Source organism: Asaia sp. W19 (assembly GCF_003994335.1).
Lineage (GTDB): Bacteria > Pseudomonadota > Alphaproteobacteria > Acetobacterales > Acetobacteraceae > Asaia.
Genome location: NZ_PNQZ01000066.1, coordinates 139,977 through 164,003, shown reverse-complemented (window position 1 = coordinate 164,003; position 24,027 = coordinate 139,977). Strand labels below are relative to the sequence as shown.

Sequence of the window (24,027 nt, the reverse complement as noted above, 5' to 3'; positions counted from 1 at the left end):
GACCATTCCAGGTGGCATCCTCCATACCTGCTGGCAGAACCGGCCCGGCGTTCCTTACGCGCCTGGCGGCAGGGTGCACAGAACCGGCTTCGGCGCCTCGGTCAGCATACGGCTCAGAGTTCGGCCCATTGCCGCAGCAGATTGTGATAGGTGGAGGTCAACCCGAGCACGCCAGGATGATCATCGGGCAGGGATTTGCGGGTCTCGATGATCGATCTGTCGAAATCGTAAAGCAGGGCGCGTCTGGTATCATCGCGCACCATGGACTGACTCCAGAAAAACGACGCCCAGCGCGAACCGCGCGTCACTTCGCTCACGCTGTGCAGACTGGTCGAAGGATAGACCACCATATCACCGGCAGGCAGCTTCACGCGCTGCTCGCCATAGGTATCCTGGATGACCAACTCGCCCCCATCATACTCCTCCGGCCCGGTGATGAAGAGGGTGGAAGATACATCGGTCCGGATACGAAAGCCGCTATCGGGGATAGGCCGTATGGCATTATCCACATGCGCGCCGAATTTCATCCCGACATCATAGCGGTTGAAGAGGGGCGGAAACACACGCAACGGCAAGGCGGCACTATTGAAAACGGGATTGCGCCCAAGTGCCCTCAGCACGATCTCGCCAAGCGCGCGCGAGGTTTCCGAATCCTGTGGAACCTGCAGATTATGCTTGGCCTTCGCCGATTGCTGCCCGGCGGTCACCTTGCCGTCCAGCCACGCCGCGCGTTCCAAGGTTTCACGGCAGTGACGCAGCTCTTCCGGCGTCAGGACATTGGGAATGTGAACCAGCATGCGCGCTCTCCTGTGCAATCGAGTTCTTGTAATTGAGAATGAATCTGATTAACACATCTCAAGCCCACGGTTACACCCCGTAACAAGAACAGGTCACGCCCCAGGGGCGGAAGCCCTCACGAAATCAGGAGAGCCCCATGGCTGCGCCCACTGGCGATCTCGCCTCCCTTCCCTTCACCCCATGGGAAATGTTCCTGGGGGCAGGCCCTGTCGTGCGCTGCGTCATGATGCTCCTCATCATCGCCTGCGTCATCAGCTGGGCGGTTTTCGTCGCCAAGGTGGTCGAGGTGATGCGTGTCCGGCGCGCTCTCGCGCGGGCCGAACTGACGCTGGAAGAGGCGCCGACCCTATCCGCCTCGCATGATCTCTGCCCCGATATCGGCATCGTGAGGGCATTGCTTCTGGCCGCCTCAAATGAATGGACGCGCTCGGCCGACGTGCTGGAAGACCGAGAGGGGCTCAAGGAGCGCATCATGCTCCATCTCGAGCGCCTCGAAGCTGCGGAAGGCCGCCGCCTCATGAGGGGGACGGGCATTCTGGCCACGATCGGTGCAACCGCACCTTTTATCGGACTGTTCGGGACGGTCTGGGGGATCATGACCTCCTTCACCGGCATTGCCGCAACCAAGGCGACCAGCCTGGCCGTCGTGGCCCCCGGCATTGCCGAAGCCCTGCTTGCCACGGCGCTCGGGCTCGTGGCCGCCATTCCCGCCGTAGTGATCTATAATTTCCTGTCGCGTCAGTGCCTTGGCTGTAAGGCGCAGGTCGGGGACCTGACGGCACTCATCCTGCGCCTCGTCTCCCGCGATCTCAGCCGACTGCATGTTCAGGGTGGGGGCGGACAGGTACTCCGCTTCGCCACACCACGCGCCGAGCAGGCGGGACGCTGACCATGGCGCTGCGCATGCGCCATGCCGATGATACGGCACTCGATGCCCATGAGCTGAATGTAACGCCGCTCATCGACGTCATGCTGGTGCTGCTCGTGATCTTCATGGTCACGGCGCCGCTGAGCACGGTAAACGTTCCTGTCGATTTGCCCTCATCGACCGAGAAACCAGCGCCACGCCCGGCCAATCCGATCTTCGTGACCGTCAAGGCTGATCACAGCCTTGCTCTGGGCGAGGAAGACATCAGCAATGATGCGCTGCCCGCGAAGCTGATGACGCTCACCAACGGGCATAAGGACGAGCGTATCTTTCTGCGCGCTGACAAGACAGTGGATTACGAGACGCTGATGAAATCGATGGATCTCCTGCGCAAGGCGGGGTTCCTCAAGGTGGCACTCGTCAACCTGCAGGGGCAGGAGGAGGGCGACGCGCCGTGACCGCAAGGGATTTCCGCACGCCCCTGCCCGCCGCGCCACCCGGCCCTTCCCTGTCGGAAGGGTCCCTCTCCTTCCGAGCGGTCTACCAGCGTCACCAGCAGATCGAGGCCCAGCGCCAGCGCCGTCTTGGCGGATGCTCCGCAGCGGCGATCGTCGTGGCAACCGGGCTCGCGCTCTGGGCGGTGGCGCAACTGCGCCCCGCCACGCCCCCGCCCTACGCGCCGCCTCCCGCGGCCATTGCGATCGATCTCGCCCCTGAACCCGCCAGTGTACCAAGCCCGCCGGAGCAAAAGCCGCCCGGACCGCCCCAGATCGCCACGCCGGAGCCTCCTGCGCCCGAAAAGCCGCCCGAGGTGATGGCCCCGCCCTCGCCCGCGCCACTGCCCCCCGTGCCGGTTCCGAAAAAGATCAAGGTTGAGCCTGTGCGCCGCAAGGTCACGCCCTCGCCACCTGTGCCCAAGCATCTTCCGCCGCCCGTATCGACCCAGTCCACGGCGAATACGGCACCGCCCCCCTCGGATGCTCCACCTTCGACCGTTTCGGCCACAAACGCGAAGGGCGAACCATCAACACGCGAGGCTTCGGCAGCGAAAGCGAGCTGGCAAGGCACCCTGCTGGCACGGCTGGAGCGTTTCAAACGCTATCCGGCCAAGGCGCAGGCGGAGCATCAGGAAGGCACCGTGATGCTGCGCTTCACCATGGATCGCAAAGGCCATGTGCTCTCAGCGGTGCTCGTCCGCCCGACCGGCTATGCGCTTCTGGATGAGGAAACCCTGGCGCTTGTGCGCCGCGCCGAGCCACTGCCCAGCCCGCCCGATACGATCACCGGCGCTACGCTCACCCTGACCGTGCCGGTCGAGTTCTATATGGAGGAACGTTAGGAGCGCAGCCTCCAGACGACGCTGCGGCGCTAGGCATCCAGGCCTCGAACATGAAGACACCGAGCACGGGGGCGCCGGGAACGGACACACAGGGCGCGTGAGCGTCTCCCGGAATCCCTCGCCTCCTGCCCGCAGCTTTCCACCAGGAGATCACTAAGGCGCCGATTATCGCGTCGATCACATCTTGGCGTGATATGATCACAACTTGCCCCGCACCCGATCCCGAAGGGTGCCGCGTTCTTGCAAGCAGCGGCTCGAGCCATCAGAATGCTGCAGCATGATGGCACTGAATCCCGCGAGTTTTCCATGGTCCTGACGGAGGCTCCTTCCCCCGCTGGCAGGACACCGTCGAGCGGCAAGGCCCTGAACGGGGCAGCGCAGTATCAGACCGTGTTGCAGGAAAAGACCCTCTGCCTCGTGCTGACCGGCTCATGGCGCAGTCACGATGCTGCCCTCCCGACCTTCTCGGACGAGGGGCTTTCGGCAGCGGGGGCGACCACGATAAGCTGCGACACATCGGGCATCACCGATTGGGATACCGGGCTCGTCGCCTTTCTCTGGGATGTCCGTCGAGGCTGCGATGCGGCGGGAGTACGCTTCGACATGGCAACGCTTCCGCATCCCATGCAGCGATTGCTCGATCTGCTGCCTGAGCAGACCGCACCGGTCGTCCCTACACGCAGAACCAGAACACCGTTCCTGGAGAAGATCGGGATCCGGGCCGAAGCGGTTCTGGCCGAGATCGGGATTGTCGCCGGTCTGGCAGGACGGACGACCCTTGCCGGATATCGCTCCTTGTTTCGCAAGGGGGGGCTACGCAGCAGCGACCTGCTGAGCGATCTGTTCAATGCGGGCCCTTCCGCCCTTCTGATCGTAGGCGTGGTCAATTTTCTTGTCGGGGCCATTCTCGCCTTCGTCGGCGCGGTTCAGCTCCAGAAATTCGCCGCAGGCATCTATGTGGCGAGCCTCGTGGGGATTGCGACGGTGCGTGAGATGGCGGCCGTCATGACCGCCATCATCATGGCCGGACGCACCGGTGGCGCGTATGCCGCGCGCATCTCGACCATGCAGGGCAATGAGGAAATCGATGCGCTGAAGGTTTTCGGCATATCCGTGTCTTCTTACCTCATCCTCCCTGCCGTGCTTTCTCTCGTCGTCACCATGCCGTTTCTGTATCTTTACGGCTGTCTGATCGGCATGCTGGGCGGTTATGTCGTTGCCATTTCGATGCTCGACATAACGAGCCTCGGTTATTTCCATCAGACCGTGATCGCATTCGGCATCAGCCAGTTCTTTTTCGGCTTCATCAAGAGCATCGTTTTCGGCGCGTTCATCGGGCTCACGAGCTGCCGTATCGGCCTCAAGGCCGGGCGCTCCGCAGCCGATGTCGGTATTGCGGCCACCCATGCCGTGGTGATCGGCATTGTCGGCGTAATCGCGCTCGATGCCATCTTCGCCGTTATCGCCAATAGCGTGGGGATCTGATCCATGAGTGACGATCCAATCATGACCATGCAGGGGGTGACGCTCGGCTTTGGTCCGAAAATCATCCAGTCCGATATCGATCTCTCAGTACGACGGGGCAGCATCTATGCCGTGATGGGTGGCTCCGGCTGCGGCAAATCGACGCTGCTCAAGAGCATGATCGGTCTGCTTCGCCCAAAATCCGGCAGCTTCCGCGTCGGCACGCAAGATTACTGGGCAGGCTCCGATGCCCAGCGAACAGAAATCAATCATCGCTTCGGCGTCCTGTTCCAGAGCGGCGCGCTGTGGAGCTCCATGACGGTGGGCGAGAACGTTGCCCTCCCACTACAGATGTTCACAAGGCTCGATGCACGGGCCATCAGACGTCTGGTCGAACTCAAGCTGGCGCTCGTCGGCCTTCAGGACGCCATCGATCTGACCCCGGCCGAAATCAGTGGCGGCATGCGCAAACGCGCCGGACTGGCACGCGCTCTCGCACTTGACCCCGATATCCTGTTCTTCGATGAACCCTCTGCCGGACTCGACCCCATCACCTCTGCGCGGCTGGATGATCTGATCCTGAATTTGCGCGACGGGCTTGGCGCCACCATCGTGATCGTGAGCCACGAACTGCCGAGCCTGTTCACGATTGCCGATGATGGAATTTTTCTCGACGCGCTGACGAAGCGTCCTATCGCCCACGGATCACCGCGTCATCTGCGCGACAATAGTACAGACCCGCAGGTTCATGCCTTCATGAACAGGCAACGCAATGAAGAAGGAAGCGCATCATGAACAGACAGGCCCTCGTCGGTGCGTTCGTTCTCGGAGGCCTGGCGCTCATGATCAGCGCCTTCGTCTTTTTCGGTAATTTTCACCCTTTCACCCACATGGATCGGGCTGTCCTGATTTTCCGGGGGTCAACCAACGGGCTATCCGTGGGAGCGCCGGTCAATTTCCGGGGTGTTCAGGTGGGCGCGGTCGATCGAATCGCGATCGAGTATGATCCCAAAACACGCGAAGCCTATATCCCCGTCTATGTGACACTCAGACGCGACGATATCCTCGTAGCTGGTGAGAAACACGGTCATCTGCCCAGCCTGCATGATCTGGTCGATCATGGCCTTCGGGGCGAGATGAATCTCAAGAGCTTCGTGACCGGCACCTCGCAGATCGATCTCGATATCTCCCCCGGCACCCCGGCCGTGCTCCATCCCGAACTGACGGATGTGACCGAGATTCCGACGCGCCAATCCTCCATACAGGCCATTACGAATACCCTGACCCATCTCCCCCTGCGCAAACTCAGCGACGATGCCTCGGCCACGCTCGCGATCGTCCACCATCTGGCCGAAACGCTCGATCAGCGCCTGCCCGCCCTGGCCGACAGCGTTCAGGCCACATCTGACCACAGCCGTGAAACAGTGGATGCGGCGCACCAGATGATCACCACGCTCCAGCCGCAACTGCTCCATACGCTGCAAAGCGTCGACCGCCTTGCCAGCACCGGGACCGAACAGCTCTCCGCCCGCGGGCAGGAACTGCATCTGCTGCTTCAGAACAGCCGCAGCACCATGGAGACGGCCAACAAGACGCTGGCCAATCTGCAAAGCATGACCTCCCCGCGCTCGATAGATCGCGCCAATCTGGATTCCGCCCTGCGTGACATCGCCTCGGCAGCTGCCGCCTTGCGCGGCTTCGCCAATGACGTCGAGCGCAACCCGCAACTTCTCCTGACAGGACGCCGCCAATGAGACTGCACCATCTTTTTCCTGCGGTCGCTCTGGGGCTGCTTTCTGCCTGTGCTTCCGCACCGGTCCAGTTCTACACGCTCGCGCCCGTCGCGGGGCCAGTCGCGACACCACCGCGCAATGCAGCTGTGGTCTATGTTCCGCGCGTGGTCATGCCGGATTATCTCGACACCCAAGATATTCTTGTACGCGACGATAGTCGTCTTCTGCGCAGCAGCAATGGTCGCTGGGCCAGCCGCCTCTCCCAGTCGGCGACCGACCTGATTGTCGCACGTCTGTCCCAGGACTGGCCGCAGGCAATGGTGACCGCCTATGCGCCGGTTGAGACGCCCGACTCACGGCTCAGCATCACCATGGAGCGTCTGGATATGACGAGCGATGGCAAGGCTGTGGTTCTGGCAAGCTGGACACGCCTGCCCCGCGACGAAACGCGTCCTGTCCGACAGGGACGCAGCATGGAAAGCGTACAGGGCAGCGTTGCAACCGATCAGGAGAAGGCCGCCCTGCTGCGTCAGCTTTTCGAGAAGCTGGCAGATCGTATCGCCGCTGAATCGGCGGGCTGAACCGACGGGACAGGCCGACGGGCCGGCCCATCCGGGCTGGCGCATGGCCCTGGGATCGGGCAACGCTGCGAGCAGATACCCCCCGCCTCCTCTCCCGAATGACGGGAGGGCGATCAGGCGGGGCACAAGATCTGCTCTGTATCCCGGTGGAACTCCCGGGTTGGAGAACGCCCCCTCCGCCCCGAGACCAAGAGCCTACTCGGCAGTTCATGGACTTCTCTCTCTTTCCGGGAGAGAGCTTCCTCAGAAAGCCGCCTGAATGCGACTCCCGATGGAATTGATCGACCGGCCCTTGTTGTTGACGGTGCCGACCGTCTGCGCGCGCGTGGCGTCGATATGGCTGTATTGAAGCTGAATGCGGTAATGACGGTTGAGATACCAGTTGAGCCCGCCTGACCACACGGTCTGCACCCCACCGCGCACACCCCCGGTAACCGATGCGGGCTGATCCTTGAAAATATTGCTGTTGAAGTCCATCACGCTCCAGCGGCCGACCAGCTCAAGCGCACCCCACTGGTTGTTCCAGAGGTCAAAATCTTCCTTGGGCGCAGGGGCAGAAAACGCCGCATCCTTGGGGCTGTAGCGTCGCGTCTGACCGAAAAGCGTATAGCTGCCCGCAACGTAATAGCCGTCGAACCCGAGATTGGGCGCGGGGCCCTTGCGTCGTGCATCGTCGTCGCGTGTGACGCCGATATGGTAATATTCCGCCTGGATGAGTGCCTTGTCGTAGCGCAACGCGATTTCCGGCCCCGCAGCCCAGACCTTCCCGATGTCCGTAATCGTCCCGGTCGAGACGAGACGCTCATTGGTCAGGCGTGTTTCCGGTCGGTCCGTCAGGGCCAGAACACGCCCTTGGGAGGTCTGATTACGCTTGAATGAGGCTGTGCTGGACACCCCGAGATGCAGATCCACCAGCTTGGTAGCAATCGGACGCCCGGCTACACGCAACAGACCACCGATATGGCTGTCGGAAATCGTCGGGTCGGTCGTCCGATCACCATAAGTCTGGCCGGTCAGATAGGCGCCCAGATACCAGCGGTTCTGATGGGTACGTCCACCCAGACTCATGCGGGCATCACCGGCCGCAATCTGGCGCACCACTTCAGAAATCGAGGCGCGCTCCATGAGAATGAACCCGTTCGAGGATTCAGAGTCCTGCATGGTCACACGCGGCTGATAATACCCAAAGGTGAATTGGGAGTTGTGAACGCCGCTATAGACGATATTGGCTTCATAGAGCCCTGCTGTGCCGTCGACCGTGCGCCCCCATTCGGGCGTGAGATTGGCGAGCAGATTGCCATAGCGCCATGTCAGGGGCAGACGCAGGCGTCGCGCATTCTCGTTCATTTTCGGGAAGCGGCCCGTCTGACCCTGCGCCGCACCGCCCGATGAGGGAAAACCCCCGATATCGAAATGCATGACGAGCCCGACCGAGAAGGCATAGAGCCCGTCACTCGATGCGATGGTCGGTCGACCTGCCGGAAAGCCGATCCGTATGCCCCCGATATCGACGGTTTCCGCCGAACGGGTCGCGCGACGGAAATCGGCAAATGACATGTTCAGACCATGATCGGGCGGCGGAATGAGGTGCGTGTCGTAAGCGACCTGAGGATTGGAAGGCCGCCCCGCGCGCCGTATGATCGGAGACGAAGCAAGCTGCACCGGTGCATCCCCGACAGCCGCCTTGCCCTGCACCATGGACGTTTCTGCGGAGGCAGGAACGGGGCGCGCGCCGGGTGGGACCGTGCCGGAAGGCGAAGCCGAGGATTGCTGCATTGCGCTGTTGCTTGCCAGCGCCGTGGCCGCAGAAGCGCCCGACGCAGGCAGCGCTCGCAGGACTTTCCCACCCGGCGCGGCGTTTTCGCCTTGGGCAATGCCGGATCGGGCGGATTTGGCCCGCGCTGATATGGCCTGGACCGGTTTGGCTTGAGCCAGCTCGAACTTGCGCCTCATGGTGCGCTCCTTGACGAGTTCGCGCCTCAGATCGCTGATCTGACCCTGCATCTGCGCGCGCATCTCGAGCATTTCGCGTCTCAGTGCCGCAATATCATCTGACTGGCCCGCCGCCATGGCAGAAACAGGAAAAGCCGTGCTGCCAAGCAGCAGCGAAAGAACGAGAGAACGCGCACGCATAAATCGACAGGACTCTGAAACAAGCTGTGGTGCGCGCTGCTATAACCGAGCCTCTACCCCATTGGGCCGCCTGTTTTATGACAAAGAGCGACCCGCCCTCCCCAGAGCTGTGATCCGCAGACATCCAGACTGTCTCAAACCGGTTTTCCCGGAACCTTCCGTCGGGCGAGAGTACGGAGCCTCTGGCGAGAACAGGCCAGTCGGCTCGCTGCCTTCAGGAAGAAGCTGCGCCCTCTGCTCCGCGTTTTTCTTCCGAGAGAGGGAGGAAGCGCATCGGGCAGCCATTCAGCTTGCTCCGCAACCCTGCCGAAAACGGATAGGCCACGCGGCGCGCGCGCATGATGTTCCCCAGGGGCCTGTGGGCCGCCAGACCATGCCAGGGCGAAAAACTGAGCCTGTCGTCGATCTGGCGCGAGTTCTCCTCGCTCCAGCTCGCCTGGGGCGGAAATTCGAGGCTCGCCACGACGTGAAACGGGCTCGTCGCCTCATTCCACTCCGTTGCCGCAGTCTCGATCGGATGGTCGTGCAGATCGTGGCAGAGCTGAGCGCGCAGGCTCATACGCCCGCCTTCTCGAGCCATATCCACCGCAACGGCGCGCCTGATGGCCGTCGGCTCATGATCGATCGCGATGAGCGTGCCCGTGAGCCGTTTGAAACTCTCTGATTCCGGCACCAGATCGAGCTTCGCGACATGGTCGCCGTAACGGAGCGGCACCTGGGAGTGGAACCTGTCCCCCAGAGGATGGGTCGGAATGAACCCGCCAAGCGCATCGAGCGCGGCGCTCCTTCTGCCGAGGCGAACAAGCATTTTCTGTATGGCACGCAGCACACGTGACAAGGCCGCCTTTGCCCCCTCTGCCCTGTCCGTGGTCAGCGCCAGAACGCGCAGGTTTTTCAGGAAGCCTCCGGCGTCGGGCGCACCGAAAACCGTACCATTGGCAAACAGGAAGTCCTGAACCGCGACCCCCTGATTATCAGGGAGGAGCGTGCCCGGCACATCGTGGATCTTGAGCGCGAAACCGCGCGGTCCGGATACTGCATCACGCAACGGATCGCCCGGAATGGCCGAGAGTCGCGCCGTCACGCGGTAGCGTGCGCCTTGCGCAAAAAGCCCCTGCGCCAGTTCGGGTGGCAGATTGTCGGGGATGGTCAGCGTGCCCGCGAGCAGCGCATGGCTCTTCGCGTGAACACCACGCGACGCATGTCCCAGATCGCGATGCGTCGCCCTGACGATCCGCGCGAAAACCCTGAGCAGTGCTCTTTGCACATTTCGTTCTTCCGGACGCGGAGTTTCAAGCGACTCAGAGTATTGCAAAGGAGGCTTCATAAGGGCGCGTCCGACGGAGAGGGAGGAATTTGGCAGCCCTCTCAACCCCGGTCCCTGAACGAAGTTTCCGCGCGTTTTCTCAGGTCCGTTCGGGTGCGCGCTCGACAAATGCCATGTCGCCCAGATCCTTCAGCATCGCGATATCGAGCGCGCCGAGATCCGTGACCCCTAAAAGCGCGAGGTCGCGAGAGAGTTCTGTCTTGAGAATGGACACGGCCTTGTCCAGCCCTGCCCCGCCGGCCAGCGCACAGGCCTGGAGGAACGGACGGCCCAGCATGACCGCATCCGCGCCGAGCGCCATGGCCTTCAGCACATCGCCCCCGCAGCGGAATCCGCTATCGATCACCACACTCATCGACCCCGCAGCCTTCTTGATTTCTTCAAGCACCTCGAGAGGCGCAACCGTGGAGTCCAGAAGACGCGCACCGTGATCCGAAATACCGATCCCATCCGCACCGATACGCGCCGCTTCTTCTGCATCTTCAGGACGCAGGATGCCCTTGAGGATGAGCTTGCCTTTCCAGCGCGCGCGGATATGGCGGATATGATCCCAGGTAAAATGGGGCGACCCGCCCACAGCGGCGATCTCGTTCGAGAAGAGCCCCGGCCCGCCCTGAGGACGGATATTGACGATCTTCGGATTTTTGTCGCGCAGGATGGTTCGTCCCAATGTGCCGAAGGTCCAGCCGGGATGAGTCATGCCCCCCAGAGTGGCGCGCAGATTGGGCCGGATGGGCATGGAGTACCCGGCGCGTGTCTCGGCAATGCGTTGCGCCGGGACGGGCACGTCGCAGGTAATGAGCAGGACGGGATAACCTGCGTTCTGCACACGGTCGATCATGCCATCGATGATCTCGAGATCGCTCGGCAGATAGGCCGCAAACCACGCGCGTGGGTTGATGCGGATAATCTCTTCCAGCGGGGTAAGCGAGTTGGCCGAGAGCGCGTAGAACAGGTTGTGTCGCCGTGCCGCCGCCGCCTCGATGCGATCGGCATCATAGCGCGTCATGGCGGCGCCACCCGTGGGCGCGAAGCCGAAGGGCTGGTCGTATTCCTCACCGAATAGCGTAATCTTCGTACTGAGCGAGGAGACATCGCGCAGGCGATAGGGCCGCCACAGATAACGTTGGAAAATGGCCCTGTTGCGTCTCAGGCTGAGTTCGGAGCCCGCCCCGTTGCGGACATATTCATAGACGGCCTTGGGCAGATAACGCTTCACCGCCTTCTCGAAATCGGTGAGCTGATAGATATCGTGGAGGCGTCTTTTCGCCGTCATGGACATGGTCAAACTCCGCTCTGGTCGCATGGGGTGCCGGGGCTGGCCCGTTCTCGTTCAGTCAAAACGGCAAGCGTTGCCCGTTCGGCGGCTGGATCTGACGTCACGTTAATGTGAGGATGATCGATCCTCACCGGATATCGCTTTCCCGCCGCCTAACACGCGGAAAAACCTCGCAATGGTCGTTTCGGTTCATGAATATAAAATAATTTTACAAACTGTGTAGATGAACATTCGCACTTGACGCGACGTTGCTCCGCCACACAGCCAAACGCCGGAGCATCGATGCCATGTCCATGAATGTCAGTGAATTCATGTGGAAACGCCTCCAGGAATGGGGCCTCAAGCGCGCCTATGGATATCCTGGTGACGGCGCTGGTGGCATCGATGTAGCGCTGCAGCGCGAGATCGACGCGGGGCGTGTGGAATATGTTCAGGTACGCCACGAGGAAATGGCCGCCTTCATGGCCTCAGCCCATGCGAAATTCACGGGTCAGGTCGGGTTGTGTTTCGCCACCTCCGGTCCCGGCGCTATCCATCTGCTGAACGGACTCTATGACGCCAAGCTCGATCATGTGGGCGTGGTCGCGATCATGGGCCAGCAGGCCCGCACCTGCATGGGGTCGAATTACCAGCAGGAAGTCGATCTCCAGTCGCTCTGCAAGGATGTCGGCTCGGAATATATCGTGACCGTCACCGAGCCGTCGCAGATGCGCCATGCGATCGATCGCGCCGTACGCATCGCCCGTGACAAACGGGCACCCACTATCGTGATCGTGCCCAATGACCTGCAGGAACTCCCCTACAAGGACGGCCCTGTCGCCCACGGCTATACCCATACCGGCATTGGCGAGACCGTTACGTCCAAGGTGCCCGACATGCGGGGGCTACAGGACGCTGCCGCCCTCCTCAACTCAGGCAAGAAAGTCGCCATTCTCGCTGGGGCCGGTGCGCTGGACGCCACGGATGAACTGATCGAGATTGCGGAGCTGCTTGGTGCGGGCATTGCCAAGGCGCTGCTCGGCAAGGCCGCCGTCCCTGACGAACTCCCTTATGTCACGGGATCGCTCGGGCTTCTTGGCACCAAACCGTCCTGGGATCTGATGAAGGAATGCGACACCTTCCTGATGGTCGGATCGGCCTATCCCTATAGCGAATTTCTGCCCGATCCGGGCCAGGCACGTGGCGTGCAGATCGATATCAACCCAGCGAATTTGTCTCTGCGCTACCCTATGGAAATCTGCCTGCAGGGCGATAGCGTCGCCACCCTGCGTGCGCTGATCCCGCTTCTGCAGCGCAAGACCGAACGAAGCTGGCGCGAGAGGATCGAGAAGGAAGTCGCCACGTGGTGGAAAGTGCTCGAGGCACGCGCCATGACGGATGCCAATCCGATCAATCCGCAGCGTGTCTTCTGGGAAATGTCGCCGCGTCTGCCCGAGAATGCCATCATCACCGCCGATTCCGGCTCGGTTGCCAACTGGTTTGCCCGTGACCTGAAAATCCGTCGCGGCATGAAGGCATCTCTTTCCGGCGGTCTGGCCTCACTTGGGGCGGGCACGCCCTATGCCGTTGCCGCCAAGATGGCCTTCCCGGAACGCACCGTCATCGCCTGTATGGGCGATGGGGCGATGCAGATGAACGGCCTGAACGTGATGATCACGATTTCCAAATACTGGAAGCAGTGGGAAAATCCGCGCCTGATCGTTCTCGTGCTCAATAACCGGGACCTCAATCAGGTCACATGGGAGGAACGCGTCCAGCTCGGTGAAGGCAAGACGACGGCCACCCAGTCCATTCCGGATTTCCCCTATCACAAATATGCCGAGCTTCTGGAGCTCAAGGGCATTCTTGTGGATCACCCCGATCAGATCGCCGGTGCCTGGGACGAGGCGCTGAGCGCGGATCGCCCGGTCATTCTCGAAGCCCGCACCGACCCTGATGTCCCCCCGCTCCCTCCGCATATCACCCTGCAACAAGCCAAGGCCTTCCTCACTTCCCTGCCCACCGAGCCCGAACTGCTTGACGTGATCCGTGGCTCCGCCAAGGAAATGCTGGCGACCTTCCTGCCCACAAAGAAATCCTGAGTGGCGCGGTATAAAGGTCCGCGTGGCGCGGCCGGTTGGGCTCTTGGCCTGACCGGCGCGCTCACCGCAGCCTGTTTCGCCGCCGCAACACGCGGCGGCCGCATGGCACGACACCCCGCCACGCTGCCACGCGCCAGCGAGCCCCCCCCCTCCCCCGAAAAAGCGACACTCGCCGCACGACGTCTCAACAGGTCAGCCGGGACTCTGGCCGCCAGTGTCCTGTTCGACTCTGCGGTCGAACATTATCGGGGCGATTTCGAAAACCGTGCGATGTACACCCCCATCGTCACCTCGGCTCTGGCACTTGCGGTCTCGGCCCATGGCACGTTCGACAAGAGCCCGGCTGCACACAGAATGCGCGACGGTGTCTACCTGTTGACCGGTGTCGTGGGGCTGATCGGCACGGGCTTTCATGTATGGAACGTGATCCAGAAGCCGGGGCGATTTATCTGGCAGAACCTGTTCTATGGCGCGCCGTTAGGGGCGCCCATGGCAATCGGGCTCTCTGGGCTGCTCGGCTTCTTTTCAGAACGCGTACGCGATACGCCCATTGGGCGGACGCCACGCCTCTTCGGCCTGCCTGCCGGGCGCGTGATCGGGGCTGTTTCAGGCGCGGGCATGGTCGGCACGACTGCGGAAGCCGGGTTGCTCCATTTTCGCGGCAGCTTTCACGATCCCTTCATGGCACTCCCGGTGACCATGCCACCCGCCGCGGCGGCGGCGCTCACCAATGCCTCACTGGGCGCAGCCCATACAGACCGGCGCCTGACCCGCTGGTGGCTGCGTGCCACCGCCATCATGGGCGTGTCGGGCACGGTCTTTCATGCCATCGGCGTAGGCCGTGACATGGATGGCTGGCGCAATATCCAGCAGAACCTGCTCAACGGGCCGCCCATCCCCGCACCCCCCGCCTTTACGGGTCTGGCGCTGGCCGGTCTGGCAGCGCTCGACCTCATGGAGGATGACAGCGATGTCTGACACCCTTCCGAACCCCCTCGATGAGCGTTATCCGGGCTATGACGTGCTCGACAAGCGCCTCACCCCCTCCTGGAACGACGCCACGCGGCGCGTGATCGACGCGCGTCTCGCGGTGCCGCGTGAGGCACGATTTCTGAATGCGCTGGAATGGCGCACATTGAGCGCGCTGTGCGATCGGGTCATGCCGCAACCGACCTATCGTCCGCCTGTGCCGCTCGCCGCCTATGTGGACCAGAAACTGCTCAGCGATACACGCCCCGGCTTTCGTGATGCCGCCCTGCCTCCGCAGCGCGAGACCTGGAAGAATGGCCTCGCCGTTTTCGAGGCTGAAGCGATGGCGCGCCACGATCAGAGCTTCCATGCCCTCACGCCCTCCGGGCAGGAAGCCCTGATGATCGAGGCCGGTGCGGGCAGGCTCGGCCATGCGGGGTGGAGCGCCGAGCAGATGCAGCTTTTCTTCAATGGTCATGTGCTAACCGATATTCTTGGCGCCTATTACGCCCATCCTACCGCCTGGAGCGAGATCGGCTTTGGCGGTCCTGCCAGCCCGCGTGGGTATGTGCGTATGCAGAATGACCGGCGCGACCCATGGGAAGCGATAGAGGTCACACCGGAAACGGTTGAGAAGACGCGCAAGGAAAACCGCAATGTTCGATGATCCCTTGCACACGCCTCGCGCGCTGAATGGCCGTGCCCCCGATGTGTTTCGCAAGGGTGCCTGGGTGCCCATGCGCGAGTACAGCCAGAACGAGGCTGTTGATTTTGTCGTCATCGGGACCGGCGCGGGTGGCGGCCCGCTGATCGCCCGTCTGGCCGAGATGGGCTATTCGGTGATCGGGTTCGATGCCGGAGCCTATTTCAGGCCGCTCGAGGATTTCGCCTCGGACGAAACCAGCCAGAGCCAGCTTTACTGGACCGACGAACGGCTGATCGACGGTGCCAACCCCATCAAGATGGGCAGCAATAACAGCGGCAAGGCGGTCGGGGGCTCGACCGTGCATTTCGCCATGGTTTCGCTGCGCTTTAGGCCCGAATGGTTTCAGTCGCGCACCAAGCTCGGCTATGCCGTGGACTGGCCGCTCGATTGGCGCGAGATGTGGCGCTACTACGACAAAGCCGAGCGCGATCTCGCCATTGCCGGACCGATTTCCTACCCATGGGGACCCAAACGCCCCCGCTATCCCTATCGGGCGCATGAGATCGGCGGAGCTGCGGAGTGGCTGGCGCGCGGTGCCGAAGCCATGGGGTATCAATGGTCCGAAACCCCGCTCGCCACGGTCTCGGCACCGAGGGGGGATTCCCCTTCCTGCGTCTATCGCGGTTTCTGCCGCGTGGGATGCTCGACCAATGCCAAGCAGAGCCAACTCGTGACCTATATCCCCCGCGCACTGAAAGCGGGGGCCGAGATACGCGATCTCGCCATGGTGGGGCGCATCGAAACCAATGCCGAGGGGCTGGCGACAGGGGTGCATTACCATCGCGAGGGGCAGTGGCACTTCCAGCGTGCGAAGCAGGTCATCGTGGCGGGTTATGCCATCGAGACACCCCGCCTGCTGCTGAATTCGGCCACAGACCGCTTTCCCGACGGGCTGGGTAATCGCTCGGGCTATCTGGGGCGCAATCTCATGGTGCAGTCCAATCAGGCCGTCTATGGCCGGATGAAGGAGATGGTGCGCTGGAACAAGGGACCGCCCTCGCTCACCATTACCGAGCACTGGAATTATGAAGACAAGAAGGATTTCTTCGGCGGGTATTGCTGGATGGCCCAGGGACCGCTGCCACTCGAATGGTCCGCTGCGGTTTCCTCCTCGCGCGGGCTGTGGGGCGAGGCACTGCGTCAGAAGATGATGGATTACAACCATCAGGTCGGCCTCAAGATGGTCGGGGAAATGCTGCCCAGCATGGAGAACCGCGTCACCCTGGCCGAGGAAAAAGACCAGTACGGCCTGCCCATCACGCGTATTACCTATGGCTGGCAGGACAATGACAAGACGATGATCCAGCATGCGCTGGGCGAGATGCAGCGGTCGCTGGAGCTCGTGGGGGCGCAGGATATCTGGCGTCAGGAAAACGACACCAACCATCTGGCCGGGACGGCACGCATGGGGTTCTCGGCGGAGAACTCGGTCGTCAATGCCGATTGCCGAAGCTGGGACGTGCCCAATCTCTGGATCTGCGACGGCTCGATCTTCCCCACAACGGGCGGGGTGAACCCCTCCCTGACCATTACCGCTATCGCGCTCCGCACGGCGGATCGTATCCAGACGCTCCATCGCCAGGGCAAGATCACCCTCTGACCCTATGCCCAGTGCCTCTACTCGACACGCAGAAAGAGCACGGGGCCGCATCGCGGATGGTCCACCGACAGACGCAGGCGCGTTTCCTCCCTCCCGGGAATGAAAGCGAGGCTGAAGGGCGCAAAGCCTGTGCTCTGCCCCCCGCTCAACGCCGGGCCGGACTCCCAGCCGACAGCGTCATGGCCATAGGCGCAGAGCAAGGACATGCGCCCTCCGGATTCCGGTACATCGACCTCGGCGCCACAAGCGAGGCTCAGGCTGAGGCGGTTGGACCCTGAGAGTGCGGCGGCCAGAGATGCGGATTGCACGACATCTTCCAGCAGAAAATCCGGATAGGCGCGCGCCTGAGGCAGGTCCCGTATGGCCTGCGACACGGTCTCTATCGTGCCCTTCAGCCGCAGCGTTGGTCCGGGGGACGAGAAACACCGCATGGCGTCGGCCCAGCTTCCGGGCGGGGTACGCGCCCAGATGACCATATCCAGATCCTGCCTTGGCAGATGGGCGAGCGTATCTTCCAGCCCGCCGGCACGCACATGGGGGCCGTTCGCGCGCTCGCTAAAGAAACGGCCCGGTTCGGCATCGCGGCCGTGCGCTCTCTCGGCGGTAAGCGTCGCCCCCATGGGCGTCAGCCCAGCGGCGTAACCATCGAGCCCGATGCCCTCATGATCCGGCCAGCTTTCAATGGCGAACACGCCCATCCCCCCAATTGGCCAGATCCCAAAGGGCTCTCTGCTCGGGCGAAAGCGGGTTTCCTGTGCCGTCCTCCGTACCAAGATCGTCAGGTCCGAGATCAGTTTCGTCTATGGTCAGCAGGAGTCGACCGCCTGCGCGTCTTTGCGCCGCGCTCAAGGGCGGCGAGCGGTGACGTACTGTACAAAGCTCAGACCATTCCGGATGTGCGGTGCCCGCCAGAATGACCAGCGCCTCGGGGGGCGTGTCATGCACCTCCTCACCACCATCGCGTGTCCATTGGAGTCCGGGGCCGACATAGCTGCGCAACAGCCGAAGCGCGAGATGATCCACGTGGAACTTGCGGCAGCTATCCGTCACCACCTGCTCGAGCCGGATACGCAGCACATCACGACGGATGGTATCGGCATAAAGCCGCGCGAGAGACAGGACATCCTCAGCCAGAGCCGGGGTTTGCGCGCCCAGACAGGCATGTATCCCCGCAGCGAGAGCGGCGAGATCCCCCCTCAGGACGAGCAGGCTTGGGCGTTGTGAAAGGTAGTGCTGCGCCTCGCTGCGGACGACTGGCGTCAACCCGAGCGGCAGGATTGTCATATCGCCAACAGGCAGGGTGATATCGAGGGGCTGCCTGCGAAAGGCCAGAATGCGACGGGTCGGGCAGGACTTGATCACGGTCGGAACTCTCATTACGTTATGTTATAACATAACATGTTCAGAGCCGAGATCAAGATGTCCTCTTCCCTGCCCCCCATAGTCGATGGGTCCGCTCCTGCAGTGCTGCCGAACAACACAGGTCGAGGTGATCCCCGCCTTCCCGTGACCATCCTGTCCGGGTTTCTGGGGGCGGGCAAAACCACGCTTATGAATCACCTGCTGAACAACCGCGACGGGTTGCGTATTGCGGTGATCGTGAATGACATGAGCGAGGTGAATATCGATGCCGCCCTGATCCGGTCCGGGGGCGGGGCGTTGAGCCAGACGCAGGAAACGCTGGTCGAGATGACCAATGGCTGTATCTGCTGCACCTTGCGCGACGATCTGCTCACCGAGATCGGTCGCCTTGCTGCGATGCAAAGTTTCGATTACCTGCTGATCGAGTCCACGGGTATCGCGGAGCCGCTCCCCATCGCTGCGACCTTCGAATTTCGCGACGAGGACGGGCGCAGTCTGAGCGATGTCGCGCGTCTGGATACCATGGTGACTCTGGTCGATGCCGCCAATTTGCTGGCTGATTTTTCCTCCACCGATTTTCTGCGTGACCGGGGGGAAACAGCCGGGGAGGATGATGGCCGTGCCCTTGTCGATCTACTGACCGATCAGATCGAGTTTGCAGACGTGATCCTGCTCAACAAGATCGATGCGGCGACCGAGAGCCAGAAACAGACGGCAAGACGCATCATCCGCGCCCTGAACGCTGACGCTGTGCTGATCGCGACGACGGAGAGCCGCGTCGATCCGGCGCGATTGCTCAATACCGGCCTCTTCGACTTTGATCGCGCCCATCGTCATGCCCGCTGGGCGCAGGAACTCTACCACCCTGAGAGCCATGCGCCAGAGACCGAGGAGTATGGCGTCAGAAGCTTTGTCTACAGGGCGCGACGCCCGTTCGAACCCCTCGCCTTCGCCCGTTTCATCGAGGAATCATGGCCCGGCCTTGTGCGTGCCAAGGGGTATTTCTGGCTGGCGTCACGGCCGGACTGGGTAGGAGAACTGAGTATCGCGGGCGCGCTGGCCCGCAATCAGGCGGCGGGGCGTTGGTGGGCGAGCATCCCGTGGGAGGATTGGCCCGAGGATGCCGCGTGGCGCGACACGCTCAACGGCTATTGGGACGAGACCTATGGCGATCGTAGACAGGAACTCGTCTTTATCGGCGCGGGGCTGAACGAGGCGGCCCTACGTCTGCGCCTCGATAGCTGCCTGGTGGCACCGGGCACGGATAGCGTGTTCGATCCCAGCGCCCATACCGGTCTGCCCGATCCTTTCCCCGCATGGGGATAGACGCAAACCATTCTCGCCGCGTCTAGCGTGCACCGGGGCGAGTCTGGCGGCTTATGAAAATGGCGAGCAGGATAATCGCGCCCTTGATGACATTCTGCACATAGGGCGAGATATTCATCAGATTGAGCCCGTTATTGAGCACGCCCAGAAGCAGCGCACCGATAAGCGTGCCGATGATCGATCCGCGCCCACCTGAAATCGCCGTCCCGCCCAGCACCACGGCGGCGATGGCATCGAGCTCGAACCCCATACCGGCATTGGGCTGGCCGCTCATCAGGCGCGAGCTGAGCAGGATGCCGGCAATCGCTGCTGTCACGCCGCTGACGAGATACACGATGACCTTGTAGCGACGCGCATCGATACCCGAGAGGCGCACGGCGTCTTCATTGCCGCCAATGGCGAAGATATACCGCCCGATCGGCATTTTCTCGAGCATCACATAGGCCACTGCGAAAGTGAGCGCCATAATCACGATGGGAGTCTGCACCCCCAGAATGGTGCCACGCCCCAGAAAGCCGAACCAGTCGGGCAGGCCGGTCACCGGATAGCCATTAGTGTAGATCAGCCCCAGCCCGCGCGCGATGCTCATCGAGGCGAGCGTCACAATAATGGGGGGCATACGCAGACCGGCAATGCACAGCCCGTTGCCGAGCCCGAACACCATGCCCGCCCCGATCCCCGCCACGATGGCCACAACGCCAGAAACTCCGCTGGCAAGCAGCCCGGCGGTGAGCGTACCGGTAAGCGCCATGGTGGCGCCGACTGAGAGATCGATGCCGCCGGTCAGGATCGCGAATGTCATGCCAACCGAGATAATGGCGTTGATCGAGACCTGGCGGCCGATATTCTCCAGATTGCCCAGCGACAGGAACCGGCTGTTGAGAAACATCATGCCGATGACGACCACGATAAGCCCCATGGCCGGCAGAAACGCGGTCGAGCGCCGTGACAGCGCCATGACGGAGTCACGCATGGAGCGACGCTCCTGCTCCGGTGGGCTGATGAGAGGCATATCCCGGTCCGACGGGTTTCGTACCGCTTGATGTGGCATGACGCATGATCTCCTCGGCGTTCAGCGCGTCTCCTTCGAGAATGGTCGAGATGGCGCCACGATAAAAAACAGCGACGCGGTCACACATCCCGACGATTTCGGGCAGCTCTGACGAGATCATGATGATCGCATAGCCCTCCCCGGTCAGGTCCCGCATCAGACGATAGATTTCCGCTTTGGCCCCGACATCGATCCCACGCGTCGGTTCATCGAAGATCAGGATCGGGCAACGGCGATTGAGCCAGCGCGCAATGACCACCTTCTGCTGGTTGCCGCCGCTGAGCGTGACGGTTGCCGTCTCGTCATCCGGAGCCTTGACCTGCAGGGCGCGCATGAGAGAGGCGGTTTTCTCATGCTCCTTGCGCCGGTCGATCAGCCCTGTGCGCCGCGTATACTGGGCAAGATTATTGATCGAGATATTGTCGCGGATGCTGAATGGCAGGATCAGCCCTTCCGTCTTGCGATTTTCGGGCAGAAGGCCGATCCCCGCCTTAAGCGCCGCTGCCGGATCGGACAAGGCGACATCACGCCCGTGCATGGTGACGTTCTTGCCCGGACAGGGCAGCGCCCCGATCAGGGCAAGAGCAGTCTCTGTACGGCCCGAGCCCACCAGCCCTGCAAAACCGAGAATTTCGCCTGCGTGGAGGTCGAAATCGCTCGTGGCGGCATCACTTCGGCTGCGCAGATGACGTGCCGTCAGCAACACACTGCGCTCGGCCGTATCGGCCTTGGGCGGGAAACTGTTTTCGATACGTCGCCCCACCATCATCTCGACCAGATGATCCATGGTGCAGGACGCAACCGGGGTCAGGCCGACATTCGCCCCATCCCGCAGAATGGTGATGCGGTCGCAGATCTCGAAGATCTCCTCGAGATGATGCGAGACGAAAATGATCCCGATACCCTCATCGCGCAGCTGCCGCATGACACGAAAGAGCAGCGCTGCCTCATTGGGCGTCAGAGGCGCTGTCGGCTCGTCCAGAATCAGAATACGCACATCGAGCGAGAGCGCCTTGGCAATTTCCACGAATTGCTGCTCGGCAACGCTCAGCCGCCCAACCGGGACGGTCACGTCGATCTGCACGCCGATGCGCTCGAACAGCCCCGCCGCCTGACGCGCCATGGCCGTGCGGCGGCTCAGCCCGAGGGCATTGCGCCTTTCGCGCCCCAGAAAGATATTATCGACCGCGTCGAGATCGGGCACCAGGCTGAATTCCTGAAACACGATGCCGATGCCCCGTGCGATGGCGTCGCGATAGCTCGTGAAATGGCATGTTTCGCCATTGAGCCGCATCTCGCCCTCATCCTGGCGCAGGATACCGCCGATGATCTTGATGATGGTCGATTTCCCGGCGCCGTTTTCACCCAGAAGCGCATGGATCTCACCGCGCATGAGTTCGAGCGACACGCCCTTGAGCGCTTTGACGCCGGGAAAGCTCTTGGTGATGCCCTGCAGCTTCAGGAGCGGCAGGGCAGAAGAAGACTGGATTTCCGTCATGATGCCTTGCCGCCCCGGAATACGTGTTCAGGAATAGGTGTTCAGGATCGGGGATAGGAAGTGGCGCGACACAGCGCCGCTCTTACCAGCTGAAGGTCTTGGCTCCCTTGGCGTCGACCAGCTCCACATCCACCGGCACCGTGGCAGGCGGTACCGCCCCCCAGTATTTCGCCAGCGCCATGGCCAGGGCGAGGCGGATTTGCTGGCGCGGGAATTGCGCGGCCGTGCCGATGAAATGCGAGCCCGACTTGGCAATGGCCTTGATCGCCTCGGGCGCACCATCCACGCTCACGAGCTTGACGTCATGCCCGCTTGAATCGATGGCGGACAACACGCCCAGCGAGCCGTTATCGTTGACGCTGAAAATGCCCTTCATGTCAGGATTGGCCTGCAGCATGTTCTCGGCCACCGTCAGGGCCTGATCGCGCTCCTGCTTGCCGTTTTGCGTGCTCACAATCTTGATGCCCGGGAACTTCGCCAGAGCGGCCTTGCATCCTTTCACGCGCTCCAGGATCGGCACCACGGGAATACCGTCTATGATGCCGACATCGCCCTTGGTGATGGTCTGGCCCAGATAGGTGCAGGCCTTGAACCCGGCATCGTAATTTTTCGATCCCACAAAGGCGTCGATAGGACCATTGGCCTGGGCATCGACCGAGACGATGGGGATATTCTTGTCATGCACGGTTTTCACGATGGAGGCGACACCCGCTGAATCGGTCGGATTGATGAGGACAATCTGCACGCCCTGCTGCACCATATCCTCGATATCGCTGACCTGTTTGGACACATCGTGATGGGCATCGCTGATGATCAGCGTGGCCCCGATGGATTTGGCCGCATCCTGCAGCGCGTCCTTCATGGTCACGAAATAGGGGTTGTTCATCTCCTGAAAGGACACGCCGATCTTGAGCGGCTCGGCGGCGCAAGCCTTGCCGGAGGCCAGAGAGAGCGCAGACCCGGTGATGAGGGTTGTGGCGAGAAGCGTCTTGAGAAACTTGTTCATTTTGAACTCGCATCGAAATAGGGCATTCCCTGCCCGGTGCAGTTTTCCATGCCCTGTCATGCGGGGCATGGGCTCTGGTGATGCGACGTCCCGACCCGGCTCAACCGGTCGGAGCGCCCGGTCCTGTCGGGTCAGATGGCGGTATAGCCGCCATCGACAAAGATCTCCTGCCCGTTGATCATCCCCGAGGCAGGGGTAGCGAGATAGAGCACCAGGTCGGCCACTTCCTGAGGCGTGGCGACGCGACCTGCGGGAATTTTCTCGAGAAAGCGCTGAAGCTTGTCACCCACACCCCAGACGCGCTCGCCCATGGGCGTCCAGACCACAGTGGGGCAGACGGCATTGGACTGGATGTTATGCGGCGCCCATTCGGCGGTCATCACCTTGGTCAGGCCGTTCAACCCAGCCTTGGAGGCCACATAGGGGCCGTGATCGGTCAGCGCCACGCTGCTGGCCATGGAGCTGATATTGATGATCTTGCCGCCCCCGGCATCGATCATGCCCGGCACCAGCGCCCGCGCCATGAGCCAGGGCGCCCGCAGGTTGAGATTGAGGATGGAATCCCATTCCTCAACGCTCTGCTCGGTGAGCGATTTCGGTATGCTCATCCCCGCATTATTGACGAGGATCGTCGGCGTGCCGATTGCGCTGCGTATGCGTGCGGCAGCCTGCTCTGCGGCTCGGGCATCGAGCAGATCGGCGGCAATGGCGAGGCAGGTCCGGCCCTGCGCGGTGACGAGGGCGCGCGTCTCGTCGAGAAGCGCCTCATCGCGCGCGATGGCGACGATATCGGCCCCTGCGGCGCTCAGCGTCTCGCAGATAGTGACGCCAAGCCCGCGCGAGGCCCCGGTGACGACGGCAATCTTGCCTTGAAGCGAGAAACGGGTGGAGAGATCGGTCATGACA

At 62.1% G+C, this 24,027-nt stretch carries 22 protein-coding genes; 12 read left to right on the top strand and 10 right to left on the bottom strand.

The features are described 5' to 3' along the window. Positions 1-113 precede the first annotated feature (113 nt). A complete protein-coding gene (locus C0V97_RS14320) occupies positions 114-797 on the bottom strand; it encodes a Fe2+-dependent dioxygenase (protein ID WP_127103243.1) in 684 nt (227 codons plus the stop codon). A gap of 137 nt (positions 798-934) precedes the next feature. On the opposite strand from C0V97_RS14320, the gene exbB reads away from it, so the two are divergent. The 7 genes from exbB (at position 935) to C0V97_RS14285 (ending at position 6,783) form a co-directional block, all read left to right on the top strand. Beyond that, positions 935-1,687, top strand: a complete 753-nt coding sequence (gene exbB, locus C0V97_RS14315; protein ID WP_127103242.1) for a tonB-system energizer ExbB — start codon at positions 935-937, stop codon at positions 1,685-1,687. A 2-nt stretch (positions 1,688-1,689) separates the two neighbouring features. Continuing rightward, the gene (gene exbD, locus C0V97_RS14310) at positions 1,690-2,124 is read left to right on the top strand and encodes a TonB system transport protein ExbD (protein WP_127103241.1); all 435 of its coding nucleotides are present in this window, start codon (positions 1,690-1,692) and stop codon (positions 2,122-2,124) included. Then, the gene (locus tag C0V97_RS14305; protein WP_233582187.1) at positions 2,121-3,005 is read left to right on the top strand and encodes an energy transducer TonB; all 885 of its coding nucleotides are present in this window, start codon (positions 2,121-2,123) and stop codon (positions 3,003-3,005) included. The genes exbD and C0V97_RS14305 overlap by 4 nt, the downstream gene beginning before the upstream one ends. 306 nt (positions 3,006-3,311) lie before the next feature. After that, positions 3,312-4,490, top strand: a complete 1,179-nt coding sequence (locus C0V97_RS14300; protein WP_127103271.1) for an ABC transporter permease — start codon at positions 3,312-3,314, stop codon at positions 4,488-4,490. Between the two features lie 3 nt (positions 4,491-4,493). Beyond that, the gene (locus C0V97_RS14295) at positions 4,494-5,264 is read left to right on the top strand and encodes an ABC transporter ATP-binding protein (RefSeq protein WP_127103240.1); all 771 of its coding nucleotides are present in this window, start codon (positions 4,494-4,496) and stop codon (positions 5,262-5,264) included. Continuing rightward, positions 5,261-6,223, top strand: coding sequence for an MlaD family protein (locus C0V97_RS14290; RefSeq protein WP_127103239.1), 963 nt, complete (start codon positions 5,261-5,263; stop codon positions 6,221-6,223). The genes C0V97_RS14295 and C0V97_RS14290 overlap by 4 nt, the downstream gene beginning before the upstream one ends. Then, a complete protein-coding gene (locus C0V97_RS14285; RefSeq protein ID WP_127103238.1) occupies positions 6,220-6,783 on the top strand; it encodes a membrane integrity-associated transporter subunit PqiC in 564 nt (187 codons plus the stop codon). The genes C0V97_RS14290 and C0V97_RS14285 overlap by 4 nt, the downstream gene beginning before the upstream one ends. Positions 6,784-7,026: 243 nt before the next feature. On the opposite strand, the gene C0V97_RS14280 is transcribed toward C0V97_RS14285, so the two are convergent. From C0V97_RS14280 to C0V97_RS14270, 3 genes are all read right to left on the bottom strand, one after another. Beyond that, positions 7,027-8,916, bottom strand: a complete 1,890-nt coding sequence (locus C0V97_RS14280) for a porin (protein ID WP_127103237.1) — start codon at positions 8,914-8,916, stop codon at positions 7,027-7,029. A gap of 214 nt (positions 8,917-9,130) precedes the next feature. Then, on the bottom strand, positions 9,131-10,183 hold the full coding sequence (locus C0V97_RS14275) for a catalase family protein (protein ID WP_199751893.1): 1,053 nt from the start codon (positions 10,181-10,183) through the stop codon (positions 9,131-9,133). A 139-nt stretch (positions 10,184-10,322) separates the two neighbouring features. Next, positions 10,323-11,525: an alpha-hydroxy acid oxidase gene (locus tag C0V97_RS14270; RefSeq protein ID WP_158625433.1), complete on the bottom strand. Its 1,203-nt coding sequence runs from the start codon at positions 11,523-11,525 to the stop codon at positions 10,323-10,325. Between the two features lie 290 nt (positions 11,526-11,815). Between C0V97_RS14270 and C0V97_RS14265 the strand changes: the two genes are divergently transcribed. Genes C0V97_RS14265 through C0V97_RS14250 form a run of 4 tightly spaced genes read left to right on the top strand, consistent with a single transcriptional unit; the run spans position 11,816 to position 16,878 of the window. Then, positions 11,816-13,603 (top strand): thiamine pyrophosphate-requiring protein, encoded by a 1,788-nt coding sequence (locus C0V97_RS14265; RefSeq protein ID WP_127103270.1) that lies wholly within the window; start codon positions 11,816-11,818, stop codon positions 13,601-13,603. Next, positions 13,604-14,581, top strand: a complete 978-nt coding sequence (locus C0V97_RS14260) for a hypothetical protein (RefSeq protein ID WP_233582185.1) — start codon at positions 13,604-13,606, stop codon at positions 14,579-14,581. Beyond that, a complete protein-coding gene (locus tag C0V97_RS14255) occupies positions 14,574-15,239 on the top strand; it encodes a gluconate 2-dehydrogenase subunit 3 family protein (RefSeq protein ID WP_127103234.1) in 666 nt (221 codons plus the stop codon). Before C0V97_RS14260 ends, C0V97_RS14255 begins: the two co-directional genes overlap by 8 nt. Next, complete coding sequence (locus C0V97_RS14250; RefSeq protein WP_127103233.1) at positions 15,229-16,878, top strand: GMC family oxidoreductase; 1,650 nt, start codon at positions 15,229-15,231, stop codon at positions 16,876-16,878. The genes C0V97_RS14255 and C0V97_RS14250 overlap by 11 nt, the downstream gene beginning before the upstream one ends. Positions 16,879-16,895: 17 nt before the next feature. On the opposite strand, the gene C0V97_RS14245 is transcribed toward C0V97_RS14250, so the two are convergent. Beyond that, positions 16,896-17,570, bottom strand: a complete 675-nt coding sequence (locus tag C0V97_RS14245; RefSeq protein WP_127103232.1) for a hypothetical protein — start codon at positions 17,568-17,570, stop codon at positions 16,896-16,898. Then, positions 17,557-18,255 (bottom strand): DUF1826 domain-containing protein, encoded by a 699-nt coding sequence (locus C0V97_RS14240; protein ID WP_199751890.1) that lies wholly within the window; start codon positions 18,253-18,255, stop codon positions 17,557-17,559. Before C0V97_RS14240 ends, C0V97_RS14245 begins: the two co-directional genes overlap by 14 nt. 174 nt (positions 18,256-18,429) lie before the next feature. Here C0V97_RS14240 and C0V97_RS14235 point away from each other — a divergent pair, with 174 nt between their 5' ends. Beyond that, complete coding sequence (locus C0V97_RS14235) at positions 18,430-19,566, top strand: GTP-binding protein (RefSeq protein WP_233582192.1); 1,137 nt, start codon at positions 18,430-18,432, stop codon at positions 19,564-19,566. Positions 19,567-19,588: 22 nt separating this feature from the next. On the opposite strand, the gene C0V97_RS14230 is transcribed toward C0V97_RS14235, so the two are convergent. The 4 genes from C0V97_RS14230 to C0V97_RS14215 all read right to left on the bottom strand — a co-directional run bounded on the left by C0V97_RS14230 (position 19,589) and on the right by C0V97_RS14215 (position 24,023). Then, a complete protein-coding gene (locus C0V97_RS14230; RefSeq protein WP_127103230.1) occupies positions 19,589-20,539 on the bottom strand; it encodes an ABC transporter permease in 951 nt (316 codons plus the stop codon). Further along, on the bottom strand, positions 20,532-22,115 hold the full coding sequence (locus C0V97_RS14225; protein WP_127103229.1) for a sugar ABC transporter ATP-binding protein: 1,584 nt from the start codon (positions 22,113-22,115) through the stop codon (positions 20,532-20,534). Before C0V97_RS14225 ends, C0V97_RS14230 begins: the two co-directional genes overlap by 8 nt. Positions 22,116-22,197: 82 nt before the next feature. Continuing rightward, positions 22,198-23,121, bottom strand: a complete 924-nt coding sequence (locus tag C0V97_RS14220; protein ID WP_127103228.1) for an ABC transporter substrate-binding protein — start codon at positions 23,119-23,121, stop codon at positions 22,198-22,200. A gap of 131 nt (positions 23,122-23,252) precedes the next feature. Next, on the bottom strand, positions 23,253-24,023 hold the full coding sequence (locus C0V97_RS14215) for an SDR family NAD(P)-dependent oxidoreductase (RefSeq protein ID WP_127103227.1): 771 nt from the start codon (positions 24,021-24,023) through the stop codon (positions 23,253-23,255). Positions 24,024-24,027: the final 4 nt, after the last annotated feature.